Source organism: Pseudoalteromonas sp. GCY (assembly GCF_016695175.1).
Taxonomy (GTDB): Bacteria; Pseudomonadota; Gammaproteobacteria; order Enterobacterales; family Alteromonadaceae; genus Pseudoalteromonas.
This window is the reverse complement of record NZ_CP068023.1, coordinates 1803983-1818827: the sequence shown is the minus strand read 5'-3', so window position 1 is coordinate 1818827 and position 14845 is coordinate 1803983. Positions and strand designations below refer to the sequence as shown.

Annotated in this window: 13 protein-coding genes; 11 read left to right on the top strand and 2 right to left on the bottom strand. The window is 42.1% G+C overall.

Going from position 1 to position 14845, the window contains the following annotated elements:
* Positions 1–190 precede the first annotated feature (190 nt).
* From JJQ94_RS24205 to JJQ94_RS13260, 10 genes are all read left to right on the top strand, one after another.
* Positions 191–478 carry an eCIS core domain-containing protein gene (locus JJQ94_RS24205; protein ID WP_236596615.1) on the top strand — a complete coding sequence of 96 codons (288 nt, stop codon included), beginning with the start codon at positions 191–193 and terminating at the stop codon, positions 476–478.
* Between the two features lie 179 nt (positions 479–657).
* Positions 658–1155 carry a hypothetical protein gene (locus tag JJQ94_RS13300; RefSeq protein ID WP_099029700.1) on the top strand — a complete coding sequence of 166 codons (498 nt, stop codon included), beginning with the start codon at positions 658–660 and terminating at the stop codon, positions 1153–1155.
* 135 nt (positions 1156–1290) lie between these two features.
* Positions 1291–1962 (top strand): hypothetical protein, encoded by a 672-nt coding sequence (locus JJQ94_RS13295; RefSeq protein WP_099029701.1) that lies wholly within the window; start codon positions 1291–1293, stop codon positions 1960–1962.
* Between the two features lie 163 nt (positions 1963–2125).
* Positions 2126–2968 carry a glycosyl hydrolase family 18 protein gene (locus tag JJQ94_RS13290; RefSeq protein ID WP_099029702.1) on the top strand — a complete coding sequence of 281 codons (843 nt, stop codon included), beginning with the start codon at positions 2126–2128 and terminating at the stop codon, positions 2966–2968.
* 203 nt (positions 2969–3171) lie between these two features.
* A complete protein-coding gene (locus JJQ94_RS13285; protein WP_017218634.1) occupies positions 3172–3834 on the top strand; it encodes a hypothetical protein in 663 nt (220 codons plus the stop codon).
* A 185-nt stretch (positions 3835–4019) separates the two neighbouring features.
* Positions 4020–5393, top strand: coding sequence for an ATP-binding protein (locus tag JJQ94_RS13280; RefSeq protein WP_099029703.1), 1374 nt, complete (start codon positions 4020–4022; stop codon positions 5391–5393).
* Positions 5394–5931: 538 nt separating this feature from the next.
* Positions 5932–6204 (top strand): RebB family R body protein, encoded by a 273-nt coding sequence (locus JJQ94_RS13275; protein WP_010371716.1) that lies wholly within the window; start codon positions 5932–5934, stop codon positions 6202–6204.
* 56 nt (positions 6205–6260) lie between these two features.
* Positions 6261–7277, top strand: coding sequence for a hypothetical protein (locus tag JJQ94_RS13270; protein ID WP_099029704.1), 1017 nt, complete (start codon positions 6261–6263; stop codon positions 7275–7277).
* 18 nt (positions 7278–7295) lie between these two features.
* Positions 7296–8090: a hypothetical protein gene (locus tag JJQ94_RS13265; RefSeq protein ID WP_099029705.1), complete on the top strand. Its 795-nt coding sequence runs from the start codon at positions 7296–7298 to the stop codon at positions 8088–8090.
* A 9-nt stretch (positions 8091–8099) separates the two neighbouring features.
* A complete protein-coding gene (locus JJQ94_RS13260; protein ID WP_099029706.1) occupies positions 8100–9008 on the top strand; it encodes a hypothetical protein in 909 nt (302 codons plus the stop codon).
* Between the two features lie 119 nt (positions 9009–9127).
* Here the strand turns inward: JJQ94_RS13260 and JJQ94_RS13255 are convergent, their stop codons facing one another.
* Both JJQ94_RS13255 and JJQ94_RS13250 read right to left on the bottom strand, forming a co-directional pair.
* Positions 9128–10393 carry a Xaa-Pro dipeptidase gene (locus JJQ94_RS13255; RefSeq protein WP_099029707.1) on the bottom strand — a complete coding sequence of 422 codons (1266 nt, stop codon included), beginning with the start codon at positions 10391–10393 and terminating at the stop codon, positions 9128–9130.
* 90 nt (positions 10394–10483) lie between these two features.
* Positions 10484–12229: an MFS transporter gene (locus tag JJQ94_RS13250; protein ID WP_099029708.1), complete on the bottom strand. Its 1746-nt coding sequence runs from the start codon at positions 12227–12229 to the stop codon at positions 10484–10486.
* Positions 12230–12303: 74 nt separating this feature from the next.
* Between JJQ94_RS13250 and JJQ94_RS13245 the strand changes: the two genes are divergently transcribed.
* Entirely contained in the window at positions 12304–14718 is a 2415-nt protein-coding gene (locus JJQ94_RS13245; protein ID WP_099029709.1) for a hypothetical protein, read from the top strand.
* The last annotated feature ends 127 nt before the right edge of the window (positions 14719–14845 follow it).

The following is a 14845-nucleotide window of genomic DNA, read 5'->3' as shown; positions in this document are numbered from 1 at the left end:
ATCGTTACCGCTATACCATGCCTATAGTAAAAGTATCCAACAAACACGAAACAACACGATGACATTTTATCAACTCAAGACCAGACAGCATCACACTACCGGAACGATAAGGCAGAGTCCTGCAAGTCAGCGAAAAGCGAAAAACGCTCCTCTTCAGAACTGCGCTTTACCAATACGCCTCAGACGGGGCATGGAAAAGCTCACCGGCGTTAATTTAGCCAATGTGCGAGTGCACTACAACTCGTCAAAGCCTTCAAGAGTACAAGCCCATGCATATGCTCAGGGTAAGGATATTTACTTGGCCCCAGGTCAAGAGAAACACCTTCCCCACGAGCTTGGTCATGTTGTTCAACAAGCGCTGGGGATAGTAAAGCCCACCACAGAGGTAAATGGCATAGCTGTAAATGACGACCCAACTCTGGAGCAGCAAGCAACGGACTGGGGAGAATTGGCACAGCGCTTAGGTAAAATTGAGTAGATACTCCAGTGACCCTCTAAATGCCGGTTAAGCAGTTCACCTATTTCATTAGGCAAGTTCGATACCTATGTAAATGAAATTGATAACCGCCATGGCCACTGATAATACATCGATGTTTGCATTAACGATAATCAAGGCTTCAGATTAAATGTTAAGACCTAATTTATAAGGAATAAGATATGTATACACACCTAGCTCAATCCCTAAAACGAGACCAAAAAGTGTCATCAAATATCAGTACTTCAAATACTGGCTGCTTTAGGTTTCAGCAGCCCGGTAAATTAAAAAGAGTATTCACTCCTAAGCCCACTAATAATATTCCTAGTACATTACAGAAAATGAACTTTGGGCCTGACACTGGCGCAGATAACGACGCTGAATTTTATCTTTATGAGCAAAAGAAACTGCAACGAGCTAGAGAGGCTGAACGCCTTGCCTATAGACAAAAGATAGATAAAGCAATCGAGGATCTAACTAAGCAATACAGTCGCTTAGCCAGTGGTAACTGGCCTGAGATGTTAAGAAATATGAAAAATGCTGTGCAAGACAAAGGCCCTGGTGATGGCGAGCCAAAGGTACTAATGCAAGCCGCAATCAATGAAATGATGAGTACTTATATAGGGGGCCCTGAAGACGGTAGGGAAAAATATATTGTTGGAAGCTCACTTAGAAGGTAGCGCTTTCAGATGAGTCGAACCAACTAAATATAGAGCACTACCTAGAATCTCATATAACTACGTCGCTGTAATTCTAATAACTTAGCGATAGCGCGGCTGTGATAATGCCATATACAAATTAAGAGGGTTTAAGATATGTATACACAAGTTGAGAAATCGAAAGAAAATAAAAATAGACTAGCAGTTAATTCAGTTGCTCAGAATAAAATCCATATTAAGCATGAGTTTGCGGATAATCGACGAAACGCTGTTGAACAAAAAAAGGTGAAAGAGTTGGAAAATTATAGTTCTCAAGAGCTGTTACTCGCTAACGAAGCAACTCAGAAGGCAAACTTATCACAGCCAATTCAACGCATGGGTCTCTTGCCGGTGTTAGGTGCTATATCCACGGCTGCATTGCTATACATGTTGCGCTACGATAGTAATGTGAGACAACAGAACTACACAAGCAAGGTAAAAAATATTCCAGTAGTGGCAAGTGAGATTTTCAACGACGCTGAACAGGCAAAACAAAAAGGAGAAGAGGTGGATCCAAATCTTCACCAAATTGTTACAGAAGGAGCTATAGAAGTACGAAACAGACAAATGGAAGATACGCGAGAGAAAATTACGCCTCTAGGAAGAATGTTATCTGTTTTTATGAAAAAGGAAGGGTTGACGATGAACCAATTAATGGAAAAGTATAAATCTAGATTTCCAGAAAAAAATGAAGAGGAAATTTTTAAGTTGATCATTGATTCTGCGGGTCGTTCAAATCCATCTTTAGCATCGAAATTTTTGGCCTCTCTTATGAAACCTAGACTCTAAAGGGGAATGTATCAAATAAGTTCAAACGTTGCCGTTCACAACGGCTAGCATCTGGGTCTAACACCCATTACAGGAGTTTGTCCTGTAGTCCTTTATAATACCAAACATCCGTAAACTGAACTAGTTTTCGCAAACAGATTATTTTTTCTCATAAGGAGCGATGATGTCTAAAACCATTACCTACTATAATTCAGGTGCTATTCCTTTGGCCAATGCCGGTGAGCTTCCTTACGATGTAGTAAACTTGGCGTTTTTATCTTCGGCTTCAAACAATCCGTTTAAGCTAATTTTAAGCGGTGCAATTGCTGCCACAGAGACCAGCTTCACAGCCCAAACGATAGAAGCGATACAAACCATGCAGCAAAATGGGCAAAGAGTATTGATCTCATTTGGTGGTGGCGATATGGATCACAACGTATATTACTCGTTATCTCAAGATCCAGACAAGCTGGCTGATTCCTTGGCGGGCTTTGTTAAAAATAATCATCTGGACGGCATTGATATCGACTATGAAGATAGTGCTGCATTTATCGCGAATGCAAGTTATGACGGCGTACAGTTTCTCGTATCATTAACACGGTCTCTGAGAAAACAACTGCCCTCACCCCGCTACTGTATTTCCCACGCCCCGCAACCTCCTTACCTAGAGCATGGTGGTTACATGGCAGGTTATCTTAAAATAGTCGAACAAGTTGGAGAGGATATTGACTGGTTAAACGTTCAGTTTTACAACAATCCACCTTGGAGCGCATGCCCAGATCAAATCGTTAGTTCCTATATGGACTATATCAAGCTACCGAATATGTCTGCGAAGAAAATTATTGCAGGGTTCCCTGTGACAGCACACGACGCAGGCTCTGGATACATGCCGGCAGAGACTATTATTCAAGCGGTTATTGACCCCATTCAAAACACCACTGAGCTGGGTGGTATTATGAACTGGCAGTTTTCAAGTGACGCAAATGGCGATTGGATTAAAACCATCAAAAATGCACTTAAAAACTGAATCTTGCTTCTATTCTTTGGCCGCCTTTGTCGGCCTTTCTTCCTACATTTACCTCAATAAAAGCGATAAAGTAAAATATACCAACCGAAAAATAACTTTTACCAAGTTGGTAAAACCAGCCTCTCTTATAGTTAATTCAACCAATTTATCTATTTGGTTGCTTTCACCCTGAATTAATTAAACGCATTAAGTGAGACTAGATTATGAACGCCAAAAAACCTTTAGGTTCAAAAGACGATCCAAGTTATGTCAGAGTAACGAATATGCCAGATCCCAATCTGGCCTACTCCAGTGTTGCCCACCCAGGTGCAAAAGGCTTTATTTATAACGGTACCATGAAGCCAAGTGTCGCAGACAAATATAAAGGCGAAGGTTATAGCTTTTGTATGCGCAACCTTAACACACAAGACAATGAGTGGGATGTTGCGCTAACGGCTCAAGAAACCGACAGAATTACGGGCACCAGTGACAAGCACGGATACGCGCTGGCATTGATGCCGATGTTTATCCTCAATGTGTCTTCTATCAATAACACAAATAACAATCCTCTTGATATAGCTAACAACGTTCTTGACCTGTTAAATAGCGCCTCTATTCCTATCGGTACGACAGTTTGGCTACAGCTAAAAGACAATGACAATGGTGCTAAATCTGATCAAATACAAGAAATTGAACACTATATATTTCAGTCAGGTTATTCAATAGGTATTTTAGGCGATGAGGTGCAGCTACAGCAGCAAACTAACGGCCGTGTACTTGAATCAACTTATACTCCATTTGAAGAATCAAACAGTGGCACCACAATACGCACAATTATGATTGGCGAAAACTCAGGTACTTACCCAATTTACTGGGCACTTCAATGATCTTTATGTAAAGACTGAGCAGGATAACCAACTCGCCTGCTCTTTTACGTAACCAACCACCTCTTAAATAAAAGAACCTGCAGCAATTAGTCTGTTATACCAACATAATCCCTAAAGTTGCCAATCAGATTCGCAGCCGTACAAACTACACTGTGGAACGCTTATTTAGAAAATAAGGAAGTAAAATGTGGCAATCTAACTTTGAGCCTTTAGCTCAAACTCCTTCCAAAGCGGCTTTAAATGCCAAAGACGTAGAACAAGAGTGCGACTGGCTGCAGCATGCTATTCAATATCGTGTGTCACATTACTTTGGACAGTCACTCGAGAATACTGAGCAAGAATTTCCACTGCCACCTACGCTAGATAACTCAGACTCTCAATTTGCGGACTTTATTACCCGCAGCAAGCCAAACCTGATTGAAAGATTATTAATTATTCTAGCATTTGTTCCGGTTATCAAAGCCCCTGTACTCGACATTTTCCTGTCAATCAACGAACAAACAAACCGCCCTTTCAGTGAGTTTGGTATACAAGAATCTCAAGGGCAGATATTCACAACGGGGATCACGGCGGCATTCATTCTTGACGGAAATAATCTCAACACGGAGTTTGATGTCCTTCAAACGCTCCACTCCAGCCAATTGCTTAACCTTATGGTGGACAGTCATCGAGAATCTGAGGGTATATCACGATTAAACATCCCCCTGGTTCTTAAACCCGAGTTTATACAAATGTTCACTACTGCAGAGCCATATCGGCCAGAAACAAGTCATCAGTTTCCTGCAACCCAAGTAAACACAGCACTTGAATGGGATGATGTAAAGCTACCAGATACCACTCGTCATCAGCTAAACGAAATTATTACTTGGGTTCAATATGGCAAGACACTACAAACGCAATGGAAAATTGGTAAACAACTCCGCCCCGGTTACCGTGCACTGTTTTACGGCCCTCCCGGAACAGGAAAAACCCTAACGGCGAGCGTACTTGGAAAAATACTAGATAAATCAGTCTATAAGGTCGATTTATCGCTGATCACCTCAAAGTACATTGGAGAAACAGAGAAAAACCTTGAACAGCTGTTTAGCCTTGCAGAGCATCGTGACTGGATCCTTTTCTTTGATGAAGCGGACGCGCTTTTCACTAAGCGCTTAAAAACCACCTCTTCTAACGATCAGTTTGCTAATCAAAATGTCGCCTATCTGCTGCAGCGTATTGAAAGCTTTAGCGGTGTGGTGATCTTAGCTTCAAACTATAAAGATAATATCGACGACGCGTTTTTTCGCCGATTTGAATCGATTGTCCAATTTCAAGCACCAAGGGCTGCACAGCGACTGGAAATTTGGCAAAGCGGACTTTGTCACCAATCTAGCCTGTCAAGCAACGTATGCTTAAACAAACTTGCAGAGCAATATCCACTAAGTGGAGCAGATATTATCAATGTATTACGCTTTGTATCATTAAGATTGCTCAGCGAAGCGCGCACAGAGATATCCATGACGGATATTCGTGAGGGCATAAGTCGACTTTCTGAGCATCAAACTCAACTTAGGTGGTGATCTCTTCACACTCACACCTTTTACTTTTTCACAGACTGGTTAAACTCACAATTTGCAAACATCATAACTTCTACCAAGTTGGTAAAAGCGGCCCGCGATATAGTTAAAAATGCCAACTCAGTTGGAAATGTCAATTTATGCCCACTTTATCAAAAGTGGTTTAGTCAGCAGGTGACTGAGCTAAGGGGCAAGTTCGCTGTGAATCAAAAGCTGACAGCGAATAAAGCATTCCTTAGCTGATAAACGAGTTGTAGCTTAAACCTTTTGATGGACAGGCATAGCTAATGACTAACCCCATTGCGAGGAAAGTATGGAGCTCTCACGATGGGGTTATTTTTACACCGTCAATACCAGCCTTAGCTCAATCGTACAGCCGCAATGCGTAAAAACCACCAAACACTGTTAAATATTGCGCGCTTGAAAGTCGTCTAATCTACCATAAAAACAGTTAGTTAAACCAAAACATCTGTGACGGAGCGGGCTACATTATTCTTTAGTTAATAACGCTAAAAAGCAACTAACCATTAAGGAAAAAATTATGGCATTTCCAACTTCTGTAAACGATCAAATCACTGACTCAGTCACCCAAGCAAACGTAAAAGTACTAGGTGATGCTCCAGCAATGTCAATGGGTAACTTGTTCCAAGCAACTTCACAAGCGCTTGCAAACGCAGCTCATAATGCAACCACAGCTCAGCAGCAAATGGCTGTTACTGCTCAAGCTGCCACCACTATGGGTGTTACAACCCTCTATTCGATAGACACAGCAACTACAGGTATTGCAACGAAGAAGATCCTTGCAAGTAGTTAACATCAAAGTGAAGTGCTGTGCTCCATCAGCACTTCCTCATCAAAAAAGAGAATAATATGAGCGAATTACACCCTGAGGTCACCTCAGCAGATCCCGCAATTTGCAGTTCTAAAAAAGCTGAAACACAAGATAGCCAAACTTGTGACTCAGACACTTTTGGCATAGCGCCGGTAGAAACAAACGATGCTAGGCTACCGAGCACCCCGCAAGACCTTGACTCATCCGAGCAAATGCAAGCGCAGGAAATTCAGCATCCTACTTCCGTGCAATGCGCCGCTTTTGACTACATTTATGCAGTGGGCCAAGTAGAAATAGTCTTTCCTAATGAGGGAATAGAAAAGCAATTTTTACAAGCCGCAATGGAGCTCGCAGTCGATGAAAGAGCCTATTACGAAGTTTTCACTAATAAATCATTGCCGATTGGGGATCCTAACAGAGACAAGTATCTTTATCTTGCTGAGCAAGTTTCTTGGATTTTAGTCATTCAAAAACAGCTAAGTTACCACTTAACTCCCGCGACAAAAGTCGAGTTAGAAGCGCTAATTGAAGCGCTACAGCCACCTAAAGATACACTGGAGCTTGTGTATACTTGTGTCATTGGCCATTCCTCTAATAACCACGACACCAATTTAGCTGAGATAGCTTGTCATCAGGTATATCATCAAACATTGTCAGAGCTGCATAATACAATTCAAAAAATTTCCAGTGCGGAAACCAATGCCATTCAAGATGTGATAAAAGCACTAGAAGTCGAACCAAATGCAGGCCGTGATGACTTTGATAGAGCTAAGAATTTTGTTGCATTTCGCTATCCAGATATCTACTTACAAACCCATAAAATGCGTCTTGGGTCCGCAACCCTGCCAAGTGCTTCTCTAACCGACATCACGTTTTCCCAATTTGACGCGGTGTCTGAACATAAGATTGTTGATATTACGCTAACCTATAAAGAAAACGCTTCTGCTAAACATCACTATTACTTTTGTCGTATCGACGTGAGTGGCTTGTATCCTTTTATCAATACAGAAATACAACAATTCCTCCCGCTGCTGAATACGATGCCACAAGATTAATGCAAAGGAAGGATAGAAATGAAGACCTCAATTCACAATGGTAAAACAGTGCCAATACAGTTTGCGCCTCATGACAACCATGATACATCTATTTATGCAATTGGTGTTATTCAACCAAGCTTTCCGACCTTAAACCTCGAAAAGCAATATGAAGCTGCTGCGTTGTCTATAAAGGCCAATCCCGAAGAGTTTTATAAAGTGTTCAACTATCGCGTAACCATGGACAATCAACCTCAGTTGAGTTACAGGCCATTTTTATATTTAGCGCAGCAGGCAACATGGGTTCTTACCATAAACCTGGTAGACACTTACATCCTTGAGCCAGATACACCGACACAACTGAATGCACTGATCAATACAACAGAGCAAAAAAATACTTATGTGGTTATTGGCGAGCTAACAGGCGAACATGCCGCACAGCACTACGATGACATCGCTTTACCAACCGCCACGGTAAAGCACCTAATCGCAGTTACCGATATCCAAGTTCCAATACTCAAAGATGGTAAACCAGCCAATCAACAGCTTGAGCTGCCCGCACTTAAGCCTACTATTGGGTTAACTAAAAAAGACAGAGCCAGTAACTATTTTTTGAGTCACTTCTATCAAATCGTCGTTGATAGCAGCCAACACTTATTGATTAATGATATTCAAGCTATTCAATTGCAACAGATACACTCTGAACCAATGCGCCACGTTGTTGAGTTTATTCTGTGTAGTTCAGATCGTAGCCGCTATGCCTGTAATATCGACGTAACCAACCACTATCCTTTTGTTTCATCCAGACTAGCGCCATTTGCGAAAAGTATTTAGGGAGGCTTCATGAACCAATCATTATCCACTCAACAAAATTTGCCACTTAGTCAGAAGTTGGCCAACGATGAAACAAACTCAGAACCTTCAGTCGTATTCACAAACTTTGTCTATGCCGTTGGTGTGATAAATGCCCAATTTCCGACCCTTAATCTAGAAAAAGAGCTATATCAAAATAGCTTAATGGGCAACCAAGAAACACAGCTCCCCATGTTGGAGAACGTCAATGACGACATTGCGCTACGAAGGCTCAACAGGAATAAGCAACTTAATCAGGAGCTGTTTAAAGGCTTGAGTTTAGGTAAAAATCGTTACATCGCGCGCAGCATGAAATGGGTCTTGGACAATCGCTACATTGAGCAACTTTATACTTTACTCATTCCAACGGATGAACTGTTAACTCAATGTATTACCGCACTGGATCGAACAACAAATGGTGAAACCGGACAAGTAGTAATTATCGGCGAGATGCACTCACCAAACACAGTACTAGTTAGTGCAATCATTCCAGTGATGGTACTGCCATTTGGTGAGGTGTTGCACGGCGTCAAGGCAAATAACGATAAGTTTCAAAACCTTGTTACTGAAATAACTTCGCTCAATATATCTAGAGGTAATAGTGATGCAACACGCGCGTTAAACTATGTGTTATATAACAACCCTACAATATACCAACAGTCATTTCACCTTTACTACCAAAGCCGCCAAGATGGTCCTAATCCCAATGGTTATCAGCTAATCAATGTTGACGTCAATGTTAGCAACAGTGGAGATAGAGTTGCTGCAGATGTTATTTTTGTCTATCAAGGGATTAATACTGGCGCGATGCAGTTTTGGCGCAGTCGAGTAGATGTAACGGGTGAATATCCATTTGCCGTGTCGAATTGGGAACAATATTTACCGAGCAACCACAGTTAATACGATAAAATATGTAGTCTGTCTCAAAGCGTTGCCTGTCCACTGATTTTTATTATGATTACAACGATATATTGCAAAACTGCGCAGTTCTTTGCATAAGAACTGCGCAGAACGTTTGGCTATTGCTTTTCTATTTGGCCATCTTTCATCACAAAGGTGACGTTTTCCATCACACTAATGTCTTCTAGTGGGTTGCCTTTAACCGCAATAATGTCAGCAAGTTTGCCCACCTCAAGCGAGCCTAATTGTGTATTTTGCTTGAGTAACGTCGCCGAGTTAATAGTGGCAGCCTGTAAGGCTTGTAGTTCAGTCATGCCAAATTTCACCATGCGACTAAACTGCTTACCGTTGTCACCGTGAGGATAAACGCCAGCGTCAGAGCCAAACACCATATTCACGCCTGCTTTTACCGCTTTTATAAAACTGGCACGCTGAGTAGCACCGACTTTACGCTCTTTATCCAAGCTTTCAGGCAAAATACCTGCCTTTTCGCCCTCGCCAAGGATATATTCTGTATTGTAGATGTCCATAGAGAAATACGTGCCTTTGTCTTTGGCCAGTTGAATGGCTTCATCATCAACAAAACTCACGTGCTCTACCGAGTTCACACCCGCTTTAATTGCAGACTTGATACCATCAGTGCCATGCGCGTGGGCAGCAACTGTTAAGCCGCGTAAATGCGCTTCGGTCACAATAGCTGTCATTTCCTCTTGAGAATATTGCTGAGCACCCACCTTAGTGCCTTTAGATAGTACACCACCTGTTGCACAGAACTTGATTAAGTTAGCGCCATACTTAATATTTTCACGTACCTTTTGCCTTACTGCCCAAGGACCATCCGCAACCCCTTCTGAAAAGACTTTATGCTCATGGGTTAAGAGGTTGTTGTCACAATGACCGCCAGTGATCCCAAGAGAAGGTCCTGCTGCGTTTATACGTGGACCAGCTACGTCACCATCATAAATGGCATCTCTCAGCGCGATGTCAGCATAGCCAGCAGCACCGAGGTTACGAACAGACGTAAAGCCCGCATCTAGTGTGCGCTTGGCGTTTCTAACCCCAGTGATTGCCGCTCGAGGTGCAGTGCGTTGCAACCTTTTGTAGCCATGAACATGTGCGTCTGAAGTTAGGTGGACATGCATATCAAATAGACCGGGTAATAATGTGTGGCCGCTTAGGTCTATCACCTCAGCGCCTTTTGGATAGGCTTTACGATTTGATTTTCCGACTGAGATAATTTTATTGTCTTCAACGACCACAGTTGCAGGTGAGATAAGCTTGCCTGACACCACATCAATCGCAGAGTCAGCGTTTAAAACATACGTTTGCGCGTACACACTGCTTGAAACAAAGAGTGCCGTGCTCATCCATATTTTTTTATTCATGTTACTTCCTCATTTTTTGCTTGAGTGTAGAAAGAATATGACTTGCAAACAAATCGATCGCGACCAATAACTGTTCCCATTTCAAAAAAACTATTCTTTTCTGTCTATTATCACTTTGTTAAACCAGAATAATGCAACGGCGGTTATAAGTGCGATAGCCGCAAATAGCCCCCACATTAACTCTGGTGCCGCCATTTCTTGCACCAACACTTTATAGCTCCAACCAGATAAAAATCCAGCAAATAAGAAGCCCAGCGCCATAGAAACAAAGTAGTACCCCATATACAACGCAGCTTGAGATTGAGGCGCGATACTCGCGACATACTCTTGGCTTTTAGGAGAGGCAAGCATTTCACCAAGCGCGATAAGCAATATGACAGTGACAATGAGCTGACCGCTTAACCAGTCGCTATCGCTAAGTAATGCGATAAACGCAACCGCCATCACCAGTAAGCCAGTGACTAACACATAAAATGGTCTAAATCGCTGACAGAGAAAGCTCACCAAAATTTGTGCGACTACGATCGCTGCAAAGTCTAAATTAATGAGATACTCAGGGTTGATTTGACGATATTGTACGAGTTGTGCAGCAAGGGTTTGCGCTTGGTGCTGTGAAAGTGCCTGTCCATTATCGTGAAGCGCATTTAGGGTTTGCAGTATCAACTGTATTTGCTCATGCGGGACATTCACTTTGAGGTGAACCCATTCAAGCCTAATGGTTTCAATGGATACCGCGCCGCTTTCCTTAAGCTCATTGAACAGCGCAAAAATGGCAGCAGTTAACTTATCAATATCAACATGTGCTAAAAACGCGACGCCAGAATCGCCAAACCACGCCAATATATCTCGGGTATCTGCATAATCACGGATATACACAGGTAAAGTATAAAAAAGCTGATTATAAACAGTCCAAAAGCCTGCAAGGATCAGCAAATATAACGCAAACGGCAGGTTACTCACCTTCATCGGTTGTTGCCACCAAGCTTTATTTGGCGCTCGATTTATTAGAGTTCTGTCCCACATCCAGTTGATAAAGAACCAAATTGCAATCCAAGTAAACCCTTGACTGTAGTTAGCAAACCCAACTCCCGCTGACATCAAGAGCGCCAGTGCGACAAACAGCGTAAGTGCTAAACGTGTATTACCCAGCACCGACTGTGCAGTTTTTAATACTTGAGTAAGAGATTGCTTGGTTTTAGGCAATGTTTGCGGGTCTTTGTAAAATAACATCAAGGGAATAAAGTTTATGGCAATCCAAACCGCCGACATCATAAATACCGCATCCCAACTAATGGCGCGCATATATCCCGCAACCAATGGACCTAAAAATCCACCAATATTCACCATGGTATAAAAGATCCCAAATCCAAGACCACGATTACCATCGTTTGTACTGTGGCTTACGGTACCAACGACAACAGGTTTAAAGCAAGCAGCGCCCAGCGCAACAAAGCTCAGCGCAGCGAAAAACGGCCAAAAACTCTGTGCCTGTCCCAATAAATAATAGCTTGGCGTCATGACCAAAAATGCAAAAAAGAACATCTTTTTATACCCAACGCGATCTCCCAGCGCACCAGTTAAAACAGGCAAAAGATATAAAAAGAAGGGAATAATCCCCTGTACGGCGCCACGCTCTATATCAGTAAAGCCAATACCGCCTTGCGACTTTGGTGTTGTCATATAAATTGATGACACGGCGAAAAAGCCATACCAAGCGAGCCGTTCAAATATTTCCATGATATTCGCAATGTAAAAAGTTCGACCAAATCCGGAAGACGATTTTGACCAATTTGTCCCAGTGAGATCTGCTTCACACCACTGCTGCTGATTTTGCATAATGACAATACCTGTTATCTTTGTTATTTTATATTGCATACAATATACACAAATAATAACGAGAGAAAAGTATCATGTCTTTATTTTATCTATTCCATACCTTTTATCGTCGAATACCCTCTGTGCAAAAGCCCCGGCAAGTATTTGCTCCTCTAATTGCAATACTTGCTTTACTCAGCGGATGTAAAACTACTCGAAGCGATATTGTCGCTATACCAAGCCCCGCTGATATGCGCTCTGAAGTAAGCGTTAATGGCCGAGTTAGTACGTTGAAACACATCGATATCCAATATATTGGTAAACAAATTCCGCTCACTTATAGCGATGGAAAAATAGCTAACTCGCGGGGGTATGACTGGTGGGTGAGTAAACATTTTGCGTTAAAAAGTGACTTTCCTGAGGACAAAGTAAAACTCTATTTAGAATTACTAGAAATGTCTTACCCTCACTATGTTGAATTGTTTGGTATGGCACCCGCGGCGATTGATAAAAAGAGAATTGCTGTCGTCTATGGCAGTTCACGCCAACGCACAAAAGAAGCCATGCTGGACGATGGCTTTTTGCGAGGCGTACATAAAACGGCTGGCGGCGAAACCATGTTTTATAACCGTGCAGGGTACAACTTTCCGAGTCATCGCCAGCATCACCAGCGCTACATCGTGATCCATGAAACCATGCATGCGTTTCATATGGCACTGAACGGTCACTCAACTTGGGCACCCAATTGGATCACTGAGGGGATGGCAGATGCCATCGCAAGCCACGTATATGATCCAAATAAAAAGCAGCTAACTGTGATGGTTTTCGACCGTGCTCCAATGAATTATCTGCACTTAGGTTTACAGCAATATCACCAAAATGGACAGCCATCTTTCGAAGCAATCAATGATGACCCATCACTCAAACGCGGACTCAACTTTTTTATCGTGCATTTTTTATTGAGCGACCCTGAGCGATATCAATATTTTAAACGCTTTATCGGCAAATTAATGGACGCAAATCCTCACTCTGAAAACACCTTGTCAACTGCAAATGCACTCTTAAAACGGACCTTCCCCAATTGGCCCCAGCTTGAACAGCAGTTTGCAGCGTTTGTGCGCTCTGCCACGCCAAGTTTTTATATTGTCGATGGGCCTTGGGAGCAAAACGGTGCTGCATATTGGCTCAGAAATACCAAAAGCAAAGCACTTAATCGTCTTGACATTCATCCAAACTTTTCTTCTACACATGCCGTGATGGATTTTCCCGCACCAGATAAAACACCTCTAATCAACTCACTTGATGAGAATAGTGTTGCAGCACTAATCGACTTCGAGCCGGAGCAGATTAGACGTGGGGAAATTGGCTTTGCGTTAATCGCCGATTTAACAAACCAAAGCTTAGATGCGCGTCTTGGACGCTCTAAAGTTGAAGAAGTTGATTTTAGTAAAGACAACTTACTGCAATTTACCCTTCAAGAAGGAGTAAAGTTAACGGTCTCAAGCAATCAAGCATTGTTTTCCTCGAAGTCTATCGCACTGCTGCCGCAATTACGCATGGATATCAAGCAATATCATAAACTTGCGCTCACGCTTTCAAAACAGGACGATGCACTAGTTATTAAAATGAAAACACAATACCATGAGCAACTGGCTAGGTTACAATTGAGCCAAATCGACATTTCAGCGCTTAGCTTGCAAAAAATCAGTCTTCTTGGCCGAAATAATAATCATAGAATAGCGCCCTACTTTGCCGCGCATGATTACTTGATCACGAATGAACACACCACTAATCCCTGGCACTTTAAAGGTGCATCGCTACTTCGCAGAGCCTTTAACACCTGTGTGGAATATAGCGCTCAGTTAAGTGACTGTATGACCACACTTCGCGAAATATTTAGCAAACAGAAATCAAGGACAGTCACTCAAACTGAGAATAAAATCCTCGACCGCTTGATGCAAAATTGGCAATCAACACTTGGCGACGAAGCACTCTTTACGTTAAGTGGTATCAACACTCAGGGCTACTTTTCTGATGGAATGCACTATCTTTACGTCAACAATCCCAGTATCCATGATATTGCGCTAACTTACAGTAACTACATAAAAATTCTAGCTTCAGGTGAACACCGTGTTCTATTGCCAAAACACACCTTTCAGAACTTAGTGATTAGTTGGAACGGACTAACACAACATAAGCCTCTTCGAACGCCAGAGAAACCTTTTGATGGGGTAAAAATGGAAGTAACTATTCGTGAAAATATAACCATTACGCTAACCGGTCCCTATTCAGGTGCATCGAGTGGCGCCTTACGCGTCGATTTTACCCCATTTCAATCATTTAAAAATGAAGGTTCACTTTGGCAGCAGCCTGTTACTTTCTTACCTTATCAAACACAAGTAATTGAAGTAGATAAGTTACAAGGATTAAAAAATGGATTACTTGAGATTACAGGTGAGTTTGACATTGATGGTGAGCCAATTAGGCTAGTTAAAATAATCAATTTGTAGAAACAATTAATTGGGAATCTACAAAGCCAAATAAAGTAGAAACGACGGTTTTTTGCAAATAAGATTAAGTGTTTCATACAACATACACGACTAACTGCTCCCTCAACCTGAGCGAGCAGCTAGACAC

What these genes read in the sequence shown, in the direction of transcription:
- JJQ94_RS13285 (WP_017218634.1), top strand. Translation starts at nt 3,172, where the DNA reads ATGAACGCCAAAAAACCTTTAGGTTCAAAAGACGATCCAAGTTATGTC.
- JJQ94_RS13275 (WP_010371716.1), top strand. Translation starts at nt 5,932, where the DNA reads ATGGCATTTCCAACTTCTGTAAACGATCAAATCACTGACTCAGTCACC.
- JJQ94_RS13250 (WP_099029708.1), bottom strand. Translation starts at nt 12,229, where the DNA reads ATGCAAAATCAGCAGCAGTGGTGTGAAGCAGATCTCACTGGGACAAAT.
- JJQ94_RS13300 (WP_099029700.1), top strand. Translation starts at nt 658, where the DNA reads ATGTATACACACCTAGCTCAATCCCTAAAACGAGACCAAAAAGTGTCA.
- JJQ94_RS13260 (WP_099029706.1), top strand. Translation starts at nt 8,100, where the DNA reads ATGAACCAATCATTATCCACTCAACAAAATTTGCCACTTAGTCAGAAG.
- JJQ94_RS13290 (WP_099029702.1), top strand. Translation starts at nt 2,126, where the DNA reads ATGTCTAAAACCATTACCTACTATAATTCAGGTGCTATTCCTTTGGCC.
- JJQ94_RS13280 (WP_099029703.1), top strand. Translation starts at nt 4,020, where the DNA reads ATGTGGCAATCTAACTTTGAGCCTTTAGCTCAAACTCCTTCCAAAGCG.
- JJQ94_RS13295 (WP_099029701.1), top strand. Translation starts at nt 1,291, where the DNA reads ATGTATACACAAGTTGAGAAATCGAAAGAAAATAAAAATAGACTAGCA.
- JJQ94_RS13255 (WP_099029707.1), bottom strand. Translation starts at nt 10,393, where the DNA reads ATGAATAAAAAAATATGGATGAGCACGGCACTCTTTGTTTCAAGCAGT.
- JJQ94_RS13245 (WP_099029709.1), top strand. Translation starts at nt 12,304, where the DNA reads ATGTCTTTATTTTATCTATTCCATACCTTTTATCGTCGAATACCCTCT.
- JJQ94_RS13270 (WP_099029704.1), top strand. Translation starts at nt 6,261, where the DNA reads ATGAGCGAATTACACCCTGAGGTCACCTCAGCAGATCCCGCAATTTGC.
- JJQ94_RS13265 (WP_099029705.1), top strand. Translation starts at nt 7,296, where the DNA reads ATGAAGACCTCAATTCACAATGGTAAAACAGTGCCAATACAGTTTGCG.
- JJQ94_RS24205 (WP_236596615.1), top strand. Translation starts at nt 191, where the DNA reads ATGGAAAAGCTCACCGGCGTTAATTTAGCCAATGTGCGAGTGCACTAC.